This window comes from Hyunsoonleella aquatilis (genome assembly GCF_014270105.1).
Lineage (GTDB): Bacteria > Bacteroidota > Bacteroidia > Flavobacteriales > Flavobacteriaceae > Jejuia > Jejuia aquatilis.
Window position 1 is genome coordinate 632,815 of sequence record NZ_JACNMF010000001.1, and the last position, 19,308, is coordinate 652,122.

The following is a 19,308-nucleotide window of genomic DNA, read 5'->3' on the forward strand; positions in this document are numbered from 1 at the left end:
GGGAGGTACGACCGTAAGAATCTGTTTAATGATAAACTCTAATTTATCCCCATGAAACAATCCCATGTTTACATCATTACCAACAAGAACAATACGGTTTTGTACACTGGTGTTACCAGTAATTTGGTTAGACGTATGTATCAACATAAAACTAAAGCTTACATAGGTTTTGCTTCCAAATATAACTGTGAGAAACTGGTTTACTATGAGGCTTTTGATTCGATTGATGCAGCAATTGAAAGGGAAAAGCAGATTAAAAAATACAAGCGCTACAAAAAGATTAATTTGATTGAAAAAGAAAATGCGTCTTGGAAAGATTTGTCGGATGGGTGGTTATTTTATTTTGGTTAGTGCCGCACTCGGGGCCAAAAGATGGCTACGGTCGTGCCTCCCTCACCATGACGGTTCATTGGCTAACTTTCTGCAACTTGCTTTGCGTTAGGGATTGAACGGCCTGCTTGAGCTCCTCTCGCGATAGCTATCGGGAGAGAGCGAGTAGTGAAAGCCCGACCCCTTGTGGGTAACGCCCTAATTTATAGCAAACGGCGCGCTCAATTTAAACGTCGGTATCGTTACCTGAAATTTTTGTGTGGTGGTAAAGTTTACCATGTTGTAGTAGCCCTGCATCGCTCCAAAGGGGGAAGTCAACAAACAGCCAGAAGTATAGGTGTGAGACTCGCCCGGTTTTAGCACGGGCTTTTTGCCTATAACGCCTTCGCCCGTAACGGTTTCTAAATTGTTAAGCGCATCTAGGATTTCCCAATGGCGGGCGTACAATTGCACAGAGTCCTTGCTTTGGTTCTCGATAGTTACGGTGTAGCCAAAGGCATACTGGATTTTATAGTTTTTATAAAACGTGCCTTCAAAGTTGGTTTCCACCGAAATTTTTATGCCTTTTGTAACTTGTTGAACCATGCTAGGGATTGATATACAACGGTTTTGGGTTGCTAAAATAGCAATTTTAAGGTTTCGGCCTGTAAAAAAAGCGTTAAAACGGGTTAATTGGTAATATTTACCGATGAAACTTCGTTAAACCCAATGAGCCTGTCATATCTGCCACCCAAATCGCGGTAATAGACCAGTACTTTGTAATTGTTTTCGGTTTGCCAAAAGTTGCCACCGATGCGCCCTTCGTCTAAAGTACCGTCAGCATTGACTACCACGTATTTGTAGTTGTAAAAGCCTTGCTTAAGCGGGAAGTTGGTTTCGTACGCGCCCCGCTCTTCATTGTAAAACATTTCGTTGTAATCGTCCAACGCATAATTGTTGTAATTGCCATACACATAAATACGCTCGCCATTGGTCAGGTAAGGGTGTTTCAGGGAAAAATGTATTTGCACATAATCTGCTTCGATAGAAACATCATCACGGTCGATAGCAGTTATTTTAAACTGTCCGTTGATGTCGGGATAAAACGTGTAGGGTTGGTTGGCTCGCGGCAAATTGGTAAACAAGTAACTATGGTAAATGTCCTCTAAAGCTATAAACTGCACACCCATGGAAGCAGCACGAACGTCCTTGGTTTCAAAAAACAGATATTCGTTACCCCCGTAAAACGCAGTTTCGTCCACATAACGGTAAATCAGTTTGTTGCCCAAGGTGTATTGGGGTTTGATGTCCTTTATGGCGGTGTATAGGTTTCTGTTTTGAATAATTAAAGTTTTGATGGTCTGTAAAGGATTGTTGATTTGTGGCCCAGTAGAAATCTCGATGTCCACGGTCTGCATTTCGTTGATAGTCTTCACGTTTCGAGAACGTTTGATGCTGATGCCCGGCGTGACCAAATCCTCATAAATCATTAATTTTCTGGAAAATACCAAATTGTCGTCCCGGTCAAAAATTGAAATCATATAATTACCCGAAACCAATAGACGTTTGGTCTGTTGGTTGGGGAGCGTTAAACGGTAGTGTGAATAAATTTGAAAGGTGTTAAAGGAATTGCGATAATCCTGAATCCGGAAATTATCCACACCCAAAATAAATTCGGTGCGCACTAAAATGGACTCTTTCCAATCGTAATCGTAATGTTCAATTTTATAATAAAAATCGGGCTCGTTGCTCACTAATGCATCAAACTCCAAATAAAAGGTTTCGCCCAACTTTAAAATGGGCAATTCCCCGAGTGCACTACTCGTGCTTTTGAAAGTGATGGACTTGATATAATCAGGAGGATTAACTTCTTCAACTTGGGCGTTTAAGCACAAAAAGAAAAAACAGAAAACGATAGAAAATTTATTATGCATTCAACTCTTTTTTGTAAATATAATCAAATTTGATGCCTAAAGCTTAAGATACTTTAATACTTTAAAATTCTGTCTCATTTTTTTGTGGTAACTGCTTTTTACTTTGTATTTTTGCACAGATTTTTAGTCAACTAACTTCAATTAAAAATAAATATGTCAAACGACATCCGCATTAAAAAGGGTCTAGACATTAAGCTAAAAGGTGAAGCCGAAAAAACCTCCGAAAAGGCAATTTTGAGTAACTTTTACGCAATTAGACCTGAAGATTTCCACGGCGTTATTCCTAAGTTAATTTCTAAAGTTGGTACAAAAGTAAAAGCAGGCGAGCCTGTGTTTTATGATAAATCTAACGAAGCTATCAAGTTTGTTTCGCCAGTTTCTGGTGAGGTTTTAGAAATTGCCCGTGGCGCAAAGCGCAAGATTTTAGAGATAAAGATTCAAGCAGATAAAAAGCAGACCTTTCAGGATAACGGAAAGGTTAATGTGGATTCGGCCAGTGCAGAAGACATAAAGTCTCATTTATTGGCGACCGGTTGCTGGCCATTCATAAAGCAGAGGCCTTACGACGTTATTGCGAATCCAGAAAAATCTCCAAAATCGATTTTCGTTTCAGGATATGCCAGCGCGCCTCTAGCGGCCGATTTGGATTTTACACTTCAGGGAAAGGAAGCTGAATTGCAAGCTGCAGTAACTGCTTTGGGTAAATTGACCGAAGGACAAGTGCATGTGTCGGTTGGAAAGAGTTCCAGTTCGCCCTTGGGCGGATTGCAAGGCGTGACTTTACACAAAGTTTCTGGGCCACACCCAGCAGGTAATGTTGGCACTTTAATCAATAAGATCGACCCTGTGAATAAGGGTGAAGTGGTTTGGACCGTAAATGCGCAGGATTTAGTGATTATTGGGGAATTGCTTTTGACAGGCCAGTTTAATGCTGAGCGTGTTGTGGCTTTGGTAGGTTCTTCTGTAAAAGCACCGCGTTATTTTGTTACTAAATTGGGTTCCGAAGTGTCCACAATGATTTATGACAAGGGCATAGAAAAGAGAGCAAATGCGCGAATCATTTCGGGTAATGTGCTTTCAGGAAAAGAAATCAAACCAGATGGGTATTTGGGTTATTACAGCAATGTAATTTCTGTGATTCCGGAGGGTGATGATTATGAGCTTTTCGGATGGAATAAGCCGATTTTTGATAAAGTTTCAACCTCAAGGGCAATGACTTTTTCATGGTTGAATCCAAAGAAACGTTATGACTTAAATACCAATACTAACGGGGAGCATCGTGCTTTTGTGGTTACTGGGAATTACGAAGAAGTATTTCCTTTGGATATCTATCCAATGCAAATCTTGAAGGCATGTATGTACCAAGATTTAGACGAAATGGAAGCTTTGGGAATGTATGAAGTAGCTCCTGAGGATTTTGCCTTAACAGAATTTGTTTGTGTGTCGAAACAACCACATCAAAAAATTATAAGAGAAGGTTTAGACTTAATGCTTAAAGAAATTGGATAATTATTCATTGAGCGCAGTGAAATGAAAAATATTACAAGATGAGTTTAAAAAAGAGATTACATGTTTTAAAGCGGAAGTACCGAAACAAGAAGATGGCACCTGCATTTAATGCCATTCATACGTTTTTGTACTTACCGAATGAAACCACACATGGTGGCACGCACATCAAGGCAGCCGATGATTTAAAGCGTACTATGAACACGGTCATCATGGCCATGGTGCCATGTTTGATTTTCGGGATGTTCAATGCGGGTTATCAGCACCATTTGGCATTAGGTGAAATTCAAGCGGTATCCGGTGGATTTTTAAGTGGTGAATTTTGGACATGGGATAATTTGGTAATTGGCCTATGGAAGATATTACCTCTAGTGGTAGTGTCTTACGGTGTCGGTCTGGCGATCGAGTTCCTTTTCGCTGTGATTAAGAAACACGAAGTTGAGGAAGGATATTTGGTTACTGGAATGCTTGTGCCTTTAATCGTTCCAGTTGATATTCCGTTATGGATGCTGGCAGTTGCAGTTGCTTTCGGTGTTGTTATCGGAAAGGAAGTATTTGGTGGTACAGGGATGAATATCTTAAACCCAGCATTAACCATCAGAGCATTTTTATTCTTTGCATATCCTACTTGGATGTCAGGAGATAAAGTGTGGGTTCACGGTGCTGTGGCAAGAGATCAAGCTATTGCGGCTGGTGAAAATTTAGATGCCATTTCTGGTGAAACCATTTTAGGTAGTTTAGCTCAAAGCAAGGAGGTGGCTTATTCGGCTTCGGATATGTTCCTTGGGTTTATTCCTGGTTCCGTTGGGGAAACATCGGCATTATTGATTCTATTAGGCGGACTCTTCTTAGTGTTTGCCAAAATTGGAAGCTGGCGAATTATGCTGTCCTCAGTGATCGGAGCGATTGTAATGGGATTGATTTTCAATTCTGTTGTAGATGCAGGAATCATTTCTGATAGTAGCAAATTTTACGGATTGATGAGTACTGATTGGTGGCAACACTTAATTATCGGTGGTTTTGCCTTTGGTACAGTGTTTATGGCAACTGACCCGGTAACGGCATCGCAGACGAATAAAGGAAAATGGATTTACGGTTTCTTGGTTGGATTTATTTCGATTTTAATCCGTGTGTTCAACCCAGCATATCCTGAGGGTGTAATGCTTGCCATCTTGTTGATGAACGTATTTGCACCAACCATCGACCATTATGTGGTTCAAGGCAATGTGAAGAAAAGGATGAAACGTTTAAAAGTTAAAACAGCGTAATTATGGCAATTGATACTGATAAGAATTCATATACGATTTTATTCGCCATAGGAATGGTAATCGTCGTTGGTGCTTTATTGGCCTTTACGGCGTCTTCTTTGAAGCCAACGATTACAGAAAATGAGCGTATTGAAAAGCAACAAAATATTCTTTATGCTATGGGCATCAACGAGAATGATGAAAGTAGCGCAAATTTTGTGGCCACTGCGGATGCTCCTGAGTTGTTTCAAAAGAATGTTGTTGAGCAATGGGTGTTGGAGTCTCAGGATGGTGAATTGACAAAGCAAATGTCTCGTGAGGAGTACATGAAAGCGAACAATGGTCAAGAACCTTACCTAATCAATATTAAAAAGCAAAAGAGCAATGCCAAGGATGGTGGGGTTAGAAAATTGCCATTGTTTGTTGGAAAAGATAAAAACGGCAATAAAGTTTATGTTGCGCCTATATACGGAAAAGGTCTGTGGGATGCTATTTGGGGCTATGTTGCCATGGATGATAAAATGGTAGTGAAAGGTGCTTATTTTGACCATAAAGGTGAAACACCTGGTTTAGGAGCAAACATCAAGCAACGTTTCTTTATGGACGATTTTATCGGGGAGCATTTGTTAAGTGAAGATGGTGCATTTAAGGGCATTACGGTTGCCAAAGGCAATGCTGATCCGAAAAATGAAAACAAAACGGATAATGAAGTGGATGCCATAGCTGGAGCCACCATTACGGGGGATGGCGTTACCGCTATGATAAAAAGTGATTTGAAGCTGTACAAGCCTTATTTCGATAACCTATTAAAGAACTAGACATGGGTATACTTTCAAAAAAAGACACAAAATTAATAACGGATCCGTTAGCGGATAATAACCCAATTACCATTCAGGTTTTGGGAATCTGTTCTGCGTTGGCGATTACGGCTGAATTAAAGGCTTCTATTGTAATGTCTGTTTCCGTGCTATTTGTTTTGGGTGTTGGAAACGTGGTGATTTCCTTAATGCGAAATATCATCCCATCAAAAATTAGAATTATCGTGCAATTGGTAGTTGTTGCTGCTTTGGTAATCATTGTAGACCAGGTACTGAAAGCCTTTGCATACGAATTGAGTAAAACCCTTTCGGTATTCGTTGGTTTGATTATTACCAACTGTATCATTATGGGACGTTTTGAGGCATTTGCCTTGGGTAATGGTCCTTGGCGTTCGTTTTTGGACGGTATTGGTAATGCCGCTGGGTACGGTGCCATTTTGATTATCGTAGGATTCTTTAGGGAACTATTGGGTTCTGGAACCTTACTTGGATTTAAAGTTTTAGGAGATCCAATCGAAAAGACAGGATTGTACGCTATCGGTTATGAAAACAATGGATTTATGCTGTTGTCGCCAATGGCATTGATCGTGGTTGGCGTCATCATTTGGGTACAACGTACTAAAAACAAAGCATTAGTAGAAGATCACTAATAGTTGCCAGTAGGCAGATATCAGTAGGCAGTAAGCCACTGAAGACTGGATACTGAGGACTGAAGACTTAAAAATATGGAACATATAGAATTATTTTTCAAATCGATTTTTATTGATAACATGGTATTTGCCACGTTCTTAGGAATGTGTTCTTACCTAGCGGTTTCTAAAAAAGTAAGTACTGCAGTTGGTTTAGGTGCAGCAGTAATTTTTGTTTTGGCGATTACGGTACCATTAAACTGGTTGTTGGATCAGTATTTGTTACAACCGGGTGCATTGGTGTGGTTGGGCCCAGAGTTCGCAGATTATGATTTGAGCTTTTTGTCTTTTATCATGTTTATCGCGACGATAGCGACCATGGTGCAATTGGTTGAAATAGTAGTTGAGAAATTTTCACCATCATTATACAACTCCCTTGGTATTTTCTTGCCGTTGATCGCTGTAAACTGTGCGATTTTGGGAGGGTCTTTATTCATGCAGTCCCGCGAAATTGCCTCCTTAGGATTGGCGTTTAACTATGGTATTGCGTCAGGCATCGGATGGTTCTTGGCCATTTTGGCCATTGCTGCCATTCGTGAAAAAATTAGATATTCTAATGTGCCACCAGCTTTAAGAGGATTGGGAATTACCTTTATCATAACAGGTTTAATGGCCATTGGTTTTATGAGCTTTGGAGGTATGTTGACAGGTGGAGATGAGGAAGCACCCAAAGAAGCAAAAACTGCTAAGGTTGAAGATAAGCTTGATGATTCGGAAGAGAACAAAGTGATAGCTAACAATACAACAATAAATGAGTAATATGATTTTAGCAATAGATTTCGGAGTTATAACAGCAACCGTGGTAGCGTTTTTGATTGTTACGCTATTGTTGGTAGCTCTTTTGTTATTTGTAAAGCAAAAATTATCACCATCGGGTCCAGTTAAAATTACCATTAATGGTGAAAAGGAAATAGAAGTGGCCTCTGGAGGTAGTTTGTTATCCACTTTGGGGGGTAAGAAGATTTTCTTGCCATCTGCATGTGGTGGAGGTGGTACCTGTATCCAATGTGAATGCCATGTTTTGGAAGGAGGAGGCGAAGCCCTTCCAACGGAAACACCACACTTTACAAGAAAGGAATTGCAACATGGAGCGAGATTGGCATGTCAGGTAAAAGTAAAGCAGGACATGAATATCACTATTCCAGAAGAAGTTTTTGGTATTAAAAAGTGGGAAGCAACTGTTGTTCGAAATTATAATGTAGCATCTTTTATTAAGGAATTCGTTGTTGAGATTCCCGAGGATATGGGCTATAAGGCAGGGGGATATATTCAAATTGAAATTCCTCCTTGTGAAATAAAATATTCTGATATTGACATTACGGCGCATCCTGAAGAGCATGAAACCCCAGATAAGTTTCAAGCAGAATGGGATAAGTTTGGTCTTTGGCCATTGGTGATGAAGAATGATGAAACCGTGGAAAGAGCGTATTCTATGGCGTCTTATCCGGCTGAAGGTCGTGAGATTATGCTAAACGTACGTATTGCTACCCCGCCATGGGACAGAGCTAAAAACGGTTGGATGGATGTAAATCCTGGTGTGGCTTCGTCATACATTTTTGCTCAAAAGCCGGGTGATAAAGTCACTATTTCAGGTCCTTATGGTGAATTCTTCATCAATGAGTCTGAAAGTGAAATGTTATATGTTGGTGGTGGTGCAGGTATGGCTCCAATGCGCTCACATTTATATCACTTGTTCAAAACATTGAAGACAGGTAGAAAAGTAACCTATTGGTATGGTGGACGTTCTAAGCGGGAATTGTTCTACCTGGATCATTTCTATCAATTAGAAAAGGATTTTCCTAACTTTAACTTCTACCTGGCATTATCTGAACCTTTACCGGAAGATAATTGGAAAGTAAAAGAAGATATTGATGCCCCAGGTGATGGCTTCGTAGGATTCATCCACAATTGTGTAATAGATAATTATTTAAGCAAGCACGAATCACCAGAGGATATCGAATTGTATTTCTGTGGACCTCCATTAATGAACAAAGCCGTTCAAAAAATGGGAGAGGATTTTGGAATCCCAGACGAGCACATTCGATTTGATGACTTTGGAGGATAAGTAGGTCGCTAACGACATTTAAAATTAATGTCACCCTGCACTCCCGAAAGCTTTCGGGACGCAGGGTCTCTAATAATACAAAAAACCAACTCATTTGAGTTGGTTTTTTTATGCTTTCAAAAGTTGTTTTAGGCTTAAGCATATTTAGGTTTGTCTATTTCAACCTCAAACAATCTCGTATAATCCATTACATTTTCAACACCGTCCAATTGGCATAAAAATTCAATTACCTTACACAGGCCTTTGAATAAATTGTCTTTATCCATTGGGTTTTCGGGCCTGTTATTTTTATGGTGTAATGGCAATTGATAACCACAGGCTTTTAAAAATGTATGTTCAATTCGAAGCAATTCCAAGGGCGAATATCCATTAAATTTTCGGCCTAGATTTTGGTGTACTTTGCCCACGTAATTTAATTCCAAGTCGCCATGGGAATTGGAAAGGTGTTTCCATCCATCGGTATTATCTAAAATATTGCCTACTGCGCATTGTTGACAACATTCCGGGTTTAGCGTGTCATTATGGAAAGCGATATACAGTTTTTGTATTGCGGATTCTAATCGAGGTGAAGTTTTCATAAGACCCAATTTTTCTTTGAAATTACAAAAAATTGCGATTTTAATTGTGAAACTACTCTTAAAATTTCTGTTGAGTTCATACCAAATCTTACTTCATTAGCGTTAAAAAGGGCATGAAGAAACTAGTAATATCTACGTTGACCTTAATCCTAATTATTGCTTTGGCATATCAAATAAAGCCTATTCAACATACCGCAAACGCCATAGTTTCTGAAGTTAAACCGACAAGTTTACTGAACAAAGACAGTCTCACCATTAAATCCAGAGTAAATATACCCAAGGGCTACAAACGAGTAGCATATCTTAAAGGCTCGTTTCAGGACTATCTTCGAAATTATAAACTGAAACCTTTCGGAACTAAAATTATCAATTATGACGATACCGAATATTTTTGGCAGTTTGGGCATATTGGGGTATTGGAAATCCCTGTCCCTAAAAACGGTCTGCAGCAATGTGCCGATGCCCTAATCAGAATCCGAAGTGAATACCTTTGGGACAATAATAGGAAGGATGAAATAGGTTTTAATTTCACCAGCGGACATTATTGCTCTTGGAAAAAATATGCTGAAGGGTATCGCCCAAAGATAAATGGCAATAAAGTGACATTTCATAAAACTGCTTCCAAAAACCATTCAAAAGAAAATTTCTATAAATACCTGAATTTGATTTATATGTATTCGGGGACTTTGTCCCTTTACAATGAATTGCCGAAAATCAACAATCCAAATAATTTGAAAATTGGGGATATGTTGATTAAAGGCGGTTCGCCTGGGCATATCGTAATGATTTGTGACGAAGCCGTAAACTCCAATGGTGATAAAATCTACCTCCTCTGCCAAGGGAACACCCCTGCTCAAAGTGTACATTTGGTAAAAAATTTAGAGGATTCCCAAATATCCCCATGGTATCGTTTGGAAAAGGACGCGGTGATTCCTGTGTCTAATTATACCTTTTATAGTTCAAAATTTGTGCGATTTAAATGATAGAAAGACAGCATCATTTTAATGGATTTGATTTCAAACTTGCCCCCTTTTTGTCCGAAGTATCCGAAATCAAAGAGGCGATACAACGAAAAAAATAAACCATACAGCCAAAATTCCACTGTTTTCGGGTAAATCAGGTGATTTACTTGCTCACCTTCTTTTTTTCATCCGATGTAGCTATATATGAATCATAAAGCTATTAATCATGAAAAAAACTTTACTTCTTGCGTTGCTATGCTTCGTAAGCATTAATGTATTCTCCCAGACCTGGACTGGCGGAGGAGCACCTGACACCAACTGGAACAATACCGACAACTGGGATAATAATGCCGTCCCAACAGCGTCGGATGATGTGGTTATCCCAAGTGGGTTTACCGTAACGCTAAATGTAGCCGGAAATGTAAAATCAATTGATATTCAAGGGACTTCTGTTTTTGAAATGAATACTAATTTTACGTTTACTGATCCATCCAGTTTTGGTGCAGATACTACTGTCAATTGGAGTGCTGGCAGTTTAAACGGCAATGCAGCTATTCTTAGCAATTTTGGTACGGTTAACCTCATAACTGTGGGAAGCAAAACTATTATTGGAAATACTAGTTTTGATAATTCTGGAACTTTTAATATCTCTTCAAGCGGCGATTTATCGATATCAGACGGCACTTTAAACAATCTTGCTTCGGGCGTTATCGATATGCAATCCGATTCAGGGGACATCACATGGTTTTCGGGAAGCACACATATTTTGAACAATTCAGGAACCATCAAGAGAACCAGTACGACCGGAGAAGCCCAAATTGTTGTGCTTCTCAATAACAATGACGGCACAATTCAAGTGGAAAGTGGTACGTTGTCTTTACAAAATGGTATTGGAAAAAATCTAACCGATGGTACTTATAACGTATTTTTAGGAGCTACATTGGATTTTGATACGGTAGTCACGTTATCGGGTACCATTGCGGGTGTAAACAATGGTACGATAGGCTGGAATAACACCTTTAGCGTTCCATTAAGTGCAACATTAAATTTCACGGGTTCGGGGGATTTTAATTGGAACGTCGGTACGCTAAATGGCGGCGGCACACTGACCACCCTAAGTACTGTCAATCTAGCAGGGACGGGTACCAAGACAATTTCCGGGGATACTACATTGAGCAATCAAGGTACTTTGAGCTTTACAGGAATAGGCGATTTATCGATATCCGATGGAATATTGGACAACCTAGCTTCAGGTGTTATCGATATGCAATCCGATTCGGGGGACATCACATGGTTTTCGGGAGGCACGCATATTTTGAACAATTCAGGAACCATCAAGAGAACCAGTACGACCGGAGAAGCCCAAATTGTTGTGCTTCTCAATAACAATGACGGTACTATTCAAGTGGAAAGTGGTACGTTGTCTTTACAAAATGGTATTGGAAAAAACCTAACCGATGGTACTTATAACGTATTTTTAGGAGCTACATTGGATTTTGATACGGTAGTCACGTTATCGGGTACCATTGCGGGTGTAAACAATGGTACGATAGGCTGGAATAACACCTTTAGCGTTCCATTAAGTGCAACACTAAATTTCACGGGTTCGGGGGATTTTAACTGGAACGTCGGTACGCTAAATGGCGGCGGCACACTGACCAACCTAAGTGCTGTCAATCTAGCAGGGACGGGTGCCAAGACAATTTCCGGAGATACTACATTGAGCAATCAAGGTACTTTGAACCTTATGGATGGTGGTGATTTATCCATATCGGATGGGATATTGGACAATCTGGCTTCAGGTGTTATCGATATGCAATCCGATTCGGGGAACATCACATGGTTTTCGGGAAGCACGCACATTTTGAACAATTCTGGAATCATCAAGAGGACTAACACGTTTGGGGAAGCCCAGATTGGAGTAATCCTCAATAATACTGATGGTACTATTCAAGTGGAAAGCGGCACATTGTCCCTTCAATCTAATATTGGTAAAAATTTTACAAATGGTATCTACAATGTCTTCGCTGGAGCTGCTTTTGATTGGGACGGGGAAGTTACCCTCTTAGGCAATTTAACAGGGACCATCGATGGGGATTTGAATTTTACAAGCACAATTTTAGTCAACTCTACAACCACCGCAACAATAGACTTCAGTGGTACGGAACATATTAATTGGGTGTCTGGTACTTTGAGCGGAGGGGGAACCCTTGTAAACCAAAGTACTATTGATTTAGTAGGGACAGGAAGTAAAACAATTAACGGGGATACTGTATTGAACAATGAAGGGACAATAAACTTTACGTCAAACGGCGACCTTAGTATCTCCCAAGGTGTCGTAAATAACCAAGTTGGGGGTACTATAGATTTACAGACTGATGGAGGGAATCCAACATGGTTCAGTGGAGCCTCTCATATATTAAATAATTTTGGATTGATAAAACGATCAACATCAACAGGATTGGTGCAGTCTTTTGTCGAGTTACATAATTTCGGTACAATTGAAGTATCATCTGGTGAATTAGAAATTACCAGTTCTCAGCCATTTACCAATGAAACGACAGGTATAGTGAAGGGTATTGGAACGTTCGATTTGCCTCCAATAACTACTTATACCAATAACGGTACTTTTGCTCCTGGTCTTTCACCAGGTACTTTACTTGTGCAAGGAACTTTTGAATCGACGTCATCTTCAGTTTTAGATGTTGAATTAAATGGTTTGACACCGGATACCGAACATGATGTTCTGGAAATCATAGGAAACAACAATGTTTTTGAAGGCACTGTAAATGTCACCATGGGCTTTGAAGGCACCGTTGGTGATGAGTTTACCATTGCAACAACTAGTGGAACTATCGTTACGGCCAATTTACAATCCCCCATTGAAAATGTAGATTTTGATGGGAAGCGATACACCTTTGAAGTAAGCTACCCGGATAATAATAAGGTAGTATTGACCATTACCGATAAGTTGGACATTTTGCCTCCAGATATTATCACCAAGGATATTACGGTGCAATTGGACAATACGGGTAACGTAAGTATTGTGCCCACCGATGTTGATGACGGGACAACCGACAATTGTACCCCAACAAACGAATTGGTTTTTGCGCTGGATGTAATGGATTTCACCTGTGCAGATTTAGGCGATAATATTGTTACGCTTACCGTCACGGATAATGACGGCAATGCGGGAAGCTTAAATGCAACAGTAACTGTTGAAGACAGCATTGACCCGACGGTTGTCACCAAAAATATTACAGTTCAGTTGGATGCTTCGGGCAATGCTAGCATCGCGCCTGGTGATATTGATGATGGTTCCAGCGATAACTGTACCATTGATAATTTAAGTCTGGATATTACCAACTTCACCTGTGCGGATTTGGGAGCCAATACGGTAAATTTGACGGCCTCCGACCAAAGTGGTAATAGCGCTTCGGCTAGCGCGAATGTTAACGTTGAGGATATTATTGCTCCAACCGTAATTACTGATGATATCACAGTTCAGTTGGATGCCTCGGGTAATGCTTCTATTACTACGGCAGACATTGATAATGGTTCGAGTGACAACTGTACGATTGATAATTTGAGTCTGGATATCACCGACTTCACCTGTGCAGATTTGGGAGATAATACGGTTAACCTGGTGGTGATGGATCAAAGTGGGAATAGTAATTCGGCACCTGCAACAGTGACGGTTGAGGACAATATCGATCCTACGATTGTTACCAAAAACATTACGGTTCAGTTGGATGCATCGGGCAATGCTAGCATTGCTGCTGGTGATGTCAACGATGGTTCAAGCGATAACTGTACAATAGCTGGTTTAAGTTTAGACATTACTGATTTTACCTGTGCAGATTTGGGAGCCAATCCAGTAAACCTTACCGTAACCGACCAAAGTGGAAATAGTGCTTCTGCTCCAGCTACGGTGACCGTGGAAGATGTTATAGATCCAGTAGTATCCTGTCCTGTGGATATCATCCAACCTAACGATCCTGGAACATGCGGAGCAGTGGTAACCTTTATGGCCACGGCAACAGATAATTGTACTGGGGTAACCACATCCAGTGTACCGGCTTCGGGAAGCGTATTCCCTGTCGGAACAACAACAGTTACAGTAACGGCTACGGATACATCGGGCAATACGGATGTTTGCACCTTCGATGTAACGGTAAACGATACTGAGGATCCAGTTGTAGCTTGCCCGTCCGACATCGTACAATCCAACGATCCGGGAACCTGCGGCGCTGTAGTCACATTTATGGCCTCGGCAACGGATAATTGCCCAGGGGTAACCACTTCTAGCTTGCCAGCTTCGGGAAGCGTATTTCCTGTCGGAACAACAACAGTTACAGTAACGGCTACGGATGCATCGGGCAATACAGATGTTTGTACTTTTGATGTTACGGTAAACGATACGGAGAACCCGGTTGTAACTTGTCCGTCCGATATCGTTCAAGCCAACGATCCCGGAACCTGTGGTGCGGTAGTCACTTTTATGGCCTCGGCAACGGATAATTGTCCCGGGGTAACCACATCAAGTGCACCAGCATCAGGAAGCGTATTCCCTGTAGGAACAACCGAGGTTACAGTAACGGCTACAGATGCCTCTGGAAATACTGATGTTTGTACTTTTGATGTAACTGTGAATGATACTGAAGACCCAACCATATCTTGTCCATCAGACTTTTCAATAGAAAACGAAGGGCCTTATACACTTCCTGATTATGTAACGGACAATACGGTTGTGGCATCCGATAATTGTGGCTTTACCGTTGTACAATCCCCAGTTGCAGGAACAGTGTTGCCTTACGGTTTGCATGCCATTTCGTTTACGGTTACGGATGATTCCGGGAATCAAAATACGTGCTCATTTAACCTTTTTGTAGATGACACCACTTTAAGTTCAGATGAAAACGTTTTAAAGGATGGTGATATCATGTTATATCCAAATCCGACAACAGATAAACTCAACATCAAGAAACTTGGCAATTTTGAATTATCGAAGGCCGAAATTATTGATGTGTCCGGTAAAATAGTCCATAAAGTTGATTTAAAACAAATGACTATTTCAAAAGAAATATCGCTTGGCAATTATGAAAGCGGTGTTTATTTCCTAAAGGTTTATGGCACCAATAACAGTGTTGTTATCAAAAGGGTCATGAAGTATTAGTTAGTTTTATGAGTTGAGTGGAAAGCTATCAACTTCGGTTGGTAGCTTTTTTGCTCACAATTTTTATCATTTTAACCAATAATCTTATTTTCATTAAACAATTTCAGGGTAACCAAACGCTGTTACCACTTAATTCACTATCAATAACCTTCAAATATTGAATTTAAATCTCTTGAAATACGTTATGTCAATTAAATACGGCTTTAAATTGCAAATTTCAAAAGTTCTATTTCCCAGGCGAATTATATCAGAGGTATTTATTCTGTGATAATAAATTCTGTTAAGCGAACTGCATGTGAAAATAGTGTAAAAAATTAAAACAAGAACCTAACTAGAAGCCATTGATTATTATGATTGATGGCTTTTTTCAACCTTATATTTTCTATACCCGTAGCTTATTCCTTCTTATTATTAGAATGACTGCAGCGGTAATCAAGATTAAAATTGAGATAAGGTACCAAGCAAATTTGGAGGGTCCACTTATGATAATTGGGCTTGTATCCCCAATTAACACCAAACCCGCCCAATACTGCGGCGTAACGGTTCTGCCTTCAGCTTTGGAAATATAGTCCAGTTTTGCTTGTTGAAGGGCTTTGTCTTTAGGTAACCCTCGTTTGATATATTTATAGAAAAGTTTCAATATTTCTGCACTAGATTTTTCATCAATTTTCCAAAGACTGGTCAAAATACTTTCGCTTCCAGCATAGTTGAAGGCATGGGCCAGGGATATCATGCCTTCTCCAGCTTGATAGGCAGGTTTTCCCGTTTCACAAGCCGTTAAGATGGCCAAATTTGAGTTGAGGTTTTCATTGTAGATTTCATAGGTGTACAGTGAATTATCTTCTACAGATTCGTTTTTCGCAAAAATTAACCGGGACAGTTCTGGGGTAAGATTATTAGATTCGGCATGCGTACCGATATGGATAATTTTATGCTCGTTAGCCTCGTTTTTGAAAATTGTCTTGGATGCATTTTCATTGATAAAATAATCTCCGTTAAATACCTTGGAATACTCTTTGGCCAAATCCACACTAAAAGGTTGTGGCAACAGACTTAAATATGTTTTGTCCAAACCAATTGAATCCGTGATGGCCACTTTATAAGAGTCTTTCATGCGGTCGTTAAACTCAGGAGCAAAGGCCACGAAGTCCTTTTCGTAATTTATGGGCTTTTTATTTTTTCCAATCAACAAAAGGCTGTAATTATATGAAATGGAATGGTCGCTAAGTAAACTTTTGCTTTTTAGATCCTTAAATGAGTTGATTTTGAAAGGTGTTAGGCTTTCAAAACTCAAATTGAAAAGGTTGCCGTCGGGAATGATAATGACATGTTCAGTGTCAATGTTACTTTCAAAAGGTTTCCAAAGCTGCCCATAAAGTTGATAAAGGTTATCGCTCGTAGATTCCAAACCGGACTGGTTTTCTGCCAGATTTGAAATGGCATCACTGACTCCTTTATGATTTAACTTAAACAATTCCTTATGGTTTTTGGAAAATACCAAGCCGTACAGAGAAGTGTCGACATACATATAGCGCACCACGGTGGCGTTTTTTGGAATATCCTTATGAAGATTATCCAGGGGTTCTTCAATGGATGCATATCGCATTTTATGATACTTTGGAAAAGTTTGTTTTAGGGAGTCCAAAAATATGTTCCATTCATTATTTGATTCCATAAAAGATTCAAATGAAGCCTCTTTGCCGTTTAAGGTAGCAAACATATTTTCTTTTAGGGCGCTTTCCCTTAATATGGTTGCCTCTGGAACATTATAGAAATTGACTCTTTTCAGGTTGAGCCTAGATCGTATTCTATTATATATGCTGGATTCGTGTAATTCAATAAGATTTACCAAATGCGATTGGTCTTTATTTTTATCATAAAGGTCTATCAAAAGGCGTTTTCTAAAATCAATCAATGCATTACTGTCATACAAAAGCGTTTCAAGGTCGGCATGTGTTTTAATGATGTTTTTTCTTCTTTCAACAATTTTGAGTGCCGCTTCGGTTTGCTTTAAAAGACTGTCTAAACTTGATGTGCTGTGTTCTTTTTTTAAAAAATACTCGGATTTCGATTTTATAAGAAGGGACAGAGGTTTTCTGGTTTCATTTTGGATGGAATCCAATAGACTATTCATATTCAAACGGCCTTTGTCAAAAAAGGAAAGGGCTTTATTGCTATATTTTAATGCGTTGTCATAATCCTTAATATCAAAATAAACGATTGCCAAGTTTTGGGTTTGAAAAAACTTAAGCAGTTCGTTCTGATAAGATTTTTTTTGAGTGAAGTTGTAACCTTCAAAAGCTAATGCAAGCGCTTTTTTATTCATGCCAAGTTTTGCATAAAACCTCGACATTTCTACTAAACCATCTAAAAATGAATTTGAATAGACACCGTTAAAATTTTCCCTGTAGAATGCTTCGCACTTTTCATACATCTTTTGTGCGTTTTCAAAATCATCAATATTTTCATAAATCGATGCTCTGACCAAATAAGCATAAGCCTTTGCAAAAGGTATGTTTTCAATATTTTTAAGGCCTTTATCCGTAAATGCACCGGCTTTGTCAAAGTTTCTGGCTATTAGGTGTAAATGCCCCAAAATAAGTTGCGAAATGGTAAGTCCGTTGTCACTTCGGGGTAGTATTTTTTGCTTTTCTGTATAGGCAAACGTAGCCAAGTCTATGGCCCGCTCGTTATCCCCAACACCTCTATAAAAACCTGCGAGATTATCAATGCATGCCAAACGTTTTTTTGTGCCCTTTAATTTTTCAGCTTCATCAGTAATTTCATTGCTATAATCGTGTAATTGCACTATGGCCTCATGTAATGAAGCAATGGCTTTTTCGGTTTTACCTGTATTAAATTGGTTCAGGGCAACGCTGTTTTTTGTGATGCCCCTGGTGTATTTTTTTTCTAAAGTGCCTTGGGGAGATTGGTTCAAGAACCTTAGGGCTTCGGCATAATAATAGTTGGAACTGTCCAATTTCTGCAGGCGCGTATTTATAAGGCCTAAAAGGTTATATGTTTTGAAGTGAAATTCCTTGGTAACGTTGGAATCATTTGCAAAATGATGTAGCACTTGGTGCAATATACTTTCAGAAAGCACCAGATTATTGTTGCTAAATAAACTATCGGCTATTTGTACTGTTTTTTTTAAATCTTCTATATCGGAATCCACCGAAATACTTTGTGCTTCAAATGCCGTCGTATTTAGATACAAAAGCAGACAAGTTGCGTATCTAAAATATTTGAAACACCTAATCATAGTTTGATTGAAGTTTTAATCCGTCAGTTCAGAAAGAATTGTCTTAGCTGAATCTATACGGCTCAAGGTAAGATATTTTTTAGCTAATTCCACATTTCCTTCTTTGATATATGCCAGTCCCAAGTAAAAGTAAGCCTCGTTTAAAAAGACGAAATCATCTTCGGCTTCAACGGCACGTTCCAAAAATGGAATGGCCTCAGTGGCATTTTTGTTGGCCAGATAAGCCGAACCTATGAAATAGTTTATGGTGTCGTTTTCTGGCTCCTTTTGGCTTAAAGCGCCCCATTTTTTTATGGCCAAATCATAGTCTCCGTGTTTATAGTTCACCATTGCATCCAAAAACTCAAAATCGGTTTCACTGCTGCTCATGGTTGTGGCCAGACCCGGGTCTGGGCTGTAATATTTTGTATAGATGCTTTGATTTGGGTTTCCACTAAAGAACCAAATACTCCCAACAGCAACTATTATGGCCGCGGCTGCCGCCAATTTGCTGTAATTCAAAAACCGCACTTTTCCAGAGGTAATGTTCTTTTGGGTTTCTGTAATGTGAACATCCTTATGGAATTCGTCCAGATCCTCCTTTAAGGATTGCGCCTCAATGCCATAAAGCATCGTTTTTACATCCTCCACTTGGGTCCTAAAATCCTCATCAAGTTCCAACAAGCGGTTAAAGTCCTTTAGCTCTTGGGTGGTCATAGTGCCGTCTAGATAACTCTCAATTATTTCGAGTAAATCTTGTGGTATGTTGCTATTATCTTTCAT

14 protein-coding genes are annotated in these 19,308 nt (G+C 39.6%); 9 read left to right on the top strand and 5 right to left on the bottom strand.

What is annotated here, in order from left to right; translation table 11 throughout:
• The first annotated feature begins 51 nt into the window (after positions 1–51).
• Complete coding sequence (locus H7U19_RS02675; RefSeq protein WP_186558354.1) at positions 52–351, top strand: GIY-YIG nuclease family protein; 300 nt, start codon at positions 52–54, stop codon at positions 349–351.
• Positions 352–528: 177 nt separating this feature from the next.
• Here the strand turns inward: H7U19_RS02675 and apaG are convergent, their stop codons facing one another.
• Both apaG and H7U19_RS02685 read right to left on the bottom strand, forming a co-directional pair.
• On the bottom strand, positions 529–915 hold the full coding sequence (gene apaG / locus H7U19_RS02680; RefSeq protein WP_186558367.1) for a Co2+/Mg2+ efflux protein ApaG: 387 nt from the start codon (positions 913–915) through the stop codon (positions 529–531).
• A gap of 83 nt (positions 916–998) precedes the next feature.
• Positions 999–2,243, bottom strand: a complete 1,245-nt coding sequence (locus tag H7U19_RS02685; protein WP_186558369.1) for a type IX secretion system plug protein — start codon at positions 2,241–2,243, stop codon at positions 999–1,001.
• Between the two features lie 153 nt (positions 2,244–2,396).
• Between H7U19_RS02685 and H7U19_RS02690 the strand changes: the two genes are divergently transcribed.
• From H7U19_RS02690 to nqrF, 6 genes are all read left to right on the top strand, one after another.
• The gene (locus H7U19_RS02690) at positions 2,397–3,752 is read left to right on the top strand and encodes a Na(+)-translocating NADH-quinone reductase subunit A (protein ID WP_186558371.1); all 1,356 of its coding nucleotides are present in this window, start codon (positions 2,397–2,399) and stop codon (positions 3,750–3,752) included.
• 38 nt (positions 3,753–3,790) lie between these two features.
• On the top strand, positions 3,791–5,017 hold the full coding sequence (locus tag H7U19_RS02695; protein WP_186558373.1) for an NADH:ubiquinone reductase (Na(+)-transporting) subunit B: 1,227 nt from the start codon (positions 3,791–3,793) through the stop codon (positions 5,015–5,017).
• Positions 5,018–5,019: 2 nt separating this feature from the next.
• The gene (locus tag H7U19_RS02700; RefSeq protein WP_186558375.1) at positions 5,020–5,814 is read left to right on the top strand and encodes a Na(+)-translocating NADH-quinone reductase subunit C; all 795 of its coding nucleotides are present in this window, start codon (positions 5,020–5,022) and stop codon (positions 5,812–5,814) included.
• A 2-nt stretch (positions 5,815–5,816) separates the two neighbouring features.
• Positions 5,817–6,464, top strand: a complete 648-nt coding sequence (locus H7U19_RS02705; RefSeq protein ID WP_186558377.1) for an NADH:ubiquinone reductase (Na(+)-transporting) subunit D — start codon at positions 5,817–5,819, stop codon at positions 6,462–6,464.
• A gap of 75 nt (positions 6,465–6,539) precedes the next feature.
• Positions 6,540–7,262 carry an NADH:ubiquinone reductase (Na(+)-transporting) subunit E gene (gene nqrE, locus H7U19_RS02710; RefSeq protein ID WP_186558379.1) on the top strand — a complete coding sequence of 241 codons (723 nt, stop codon included), beginning with the start codon at positions 6,540–6,542 and terminating at the stop codon, positions 7,260–7,262.
• Between the two features lies 1 nt (position 7,263).
• The gene (nqrF, locus tag H7U19_RS02715) at positions 7,264–8,568 is read left to right on the top strand and encodes an NADH:ubiquinone reductase (Na(+)-transporting) subunit F (protein WP_186558381.1); all 1,305 of its coding nucleotides are present in this window, start codon (positions 7,264–7,266) and stop codon (positions 8,566–8,568) included.
• 134 nt (positions 8,569–8,702) lie between these two features.
• Here nqrF and H7U19_RS02720 read toward each other — a convergent pair whose 3' ends face one another.
• Positions 8,703–9,146, bottom strand: coding sequence for a Na(+)-translocating NADH-quinone reductase subunit F (locus H7U19_RS02720; protein WP_186558383.1), 444 nt, complete (start codon positions 9,144–9,146; stop codon positions 8,703–8,705).
• 113 nt (positions 9,147–9,259) lie between these two features.
• On the opposite strand from H7U19_RS02720, the gene H7U19_RS02725 reads away from it, so the two are divergent.
• Together H7U19_RS02725 and H7U19_RS02730 are read left to right on the top strand one after the other, a co-directional pair.
• Positions 9,260–10,129, top strand: coding sequence for a DUF4846 domain-containing protein (locus tag H7U19_RS02725; protein WP_186558385.1), 870 nt, complete (start codon positions 9,260–9,262; stop codon positions 10,127–10,129).
• A gap of 205 nt (positions 10,130–10,334) precedes the next feature.
• On the top strand, positions 10,335–15,284 hold the full coding sequence (locus H7U19_RS02730; protein WP_186558387.1) for a T9SS type A sorting domain-containing protein: 4,950 nt from the start codon (positions 10,335–10,337) through the stop codon (positions 15,282–15,284).
• Between the two features lie 382 nt (positions 15,285–15,666).
• On the opposite strand, the gene H7U19_RS02735 is transcribed toward H7U19_RS02730, so the two are convergent.
• Both H7U19_RS02735 and H7U19_RS02740 read right to left on the bottom strand, forming a co-directional pair.
• A complete protein-coding gene (locus H7U19_RS02735; RefSeq protein ID WP_186558389.1) occupies positions 15,667–18,546 on the bottom strand; it encodes a CHAT domain-containing protein in 2,880 nt (959 codons plus the stop codon).
• A gap of 15 nt (positions 18,547–18,561) precedes the next feature.
• Positions 18,562–19,308, bottom strand: a complete 747-nt coding sequence (locus H7U19_RS02740) for a tetratricopeptide repeat protein (protein WP_186558391.1) — start codon at positions 19,306–19,308, stop codon at positions 18,562–18,564.

Bases quoted from the DNA above. Each gene is read 5' to 3' on its own strand.
- H7U19_RS02675 (WP_186558354.1), top strand. From the start codon at position 52: ATGAAACAATCCCATGTTTACATCATTACCAACAAGAACAATACGGTT.
- apaG (WP_186558367.1), bottom strand. From the start codon at position 915: ATGGTTCAACAAGTTACAAAAGGCATAAAAATTTCGGTGGAAACCAAC.
- H7U19_RS02685 (WP_186558369.1), bottom strand. From the start codon at position 2,243: ATGCATAATAAATTTTCTATCGTTTTCTGTTTTTTCTTTTTGTGCTTA.
- H7U19_RS02690 (WP_186558371.1), top strand. From the start codon at position 2,397: ATGTCAAACGACATCCGCATTAAAAAGGGTCTAGACATTAAGCTAAAA.
- H7U19_RS02695 (WP_186558373.1), top strand. From the start codon at position 3,791: ATGAGTTTAAAAAAGAGATTACATGTTTTAAAGCGGAAGTACCGAAAC.
- H7U19_RS02700 (WP_186558375.1), top strand. From the start codon at position 5,020: ATGGCAATTGATACTGATAAGAATTCATATACGATTTTATTCGCCATA.
- H7U19_RS02705 (WP_186558377.1), top strand. From the start codon at position 5,817: ATGGGTATACTTTCAAAAAAAGACACAAAATTAATAACGGATCCGTTA.
- nqrE (WP_186558379.1), top strand. From the start codon at position 6,540: ATGGAACATATAGAATTATTTTTCAAATCGATTTTTATTGATAACATG.
- nqrF (WP_186558381.1), top strand. From the start codon at position 7,264: ATGATTTTAGCAATAGATTTCGGAGTTATAACAGCAACCGTGGTAGCG.
- H7U19_RS02720 (WP_186558383.1), bottom strand. From the start codon at position 9,146: ATGAAAACTTCACCTCGATTAGAATCCGCAATACAAAAACTGTATATC.
- H7U19_RS02725 (WP_186558385.1), top strand. From the start codon at position 9,260: ATGAAGAAACTAGTAATATCTACGTTGACCTTAATCCTAATTATTGCT.
- H7U19_RS02730 (WP_186558387.1), top strand. From the start codon at position 10,335: ATGAAAAAAACTTTACTTCTTGCGTTGCTATGCTTCGTAAGCATTAAT.
- H7U19_RS02735 (WP_186558389.1), bottom strand. From the start codon at position 18,546: ATGATTAGGTGTTTCAAATATTTTAGATACGCAACTTGTCTGCTTTTG.
- H7U19_RS02740 (WP_186558391.1), bottom strand. From the start codon at position 19,308: ATGAAAGATAATAGCAACATACCACAAGATTTACTCGAAATAATTGAG.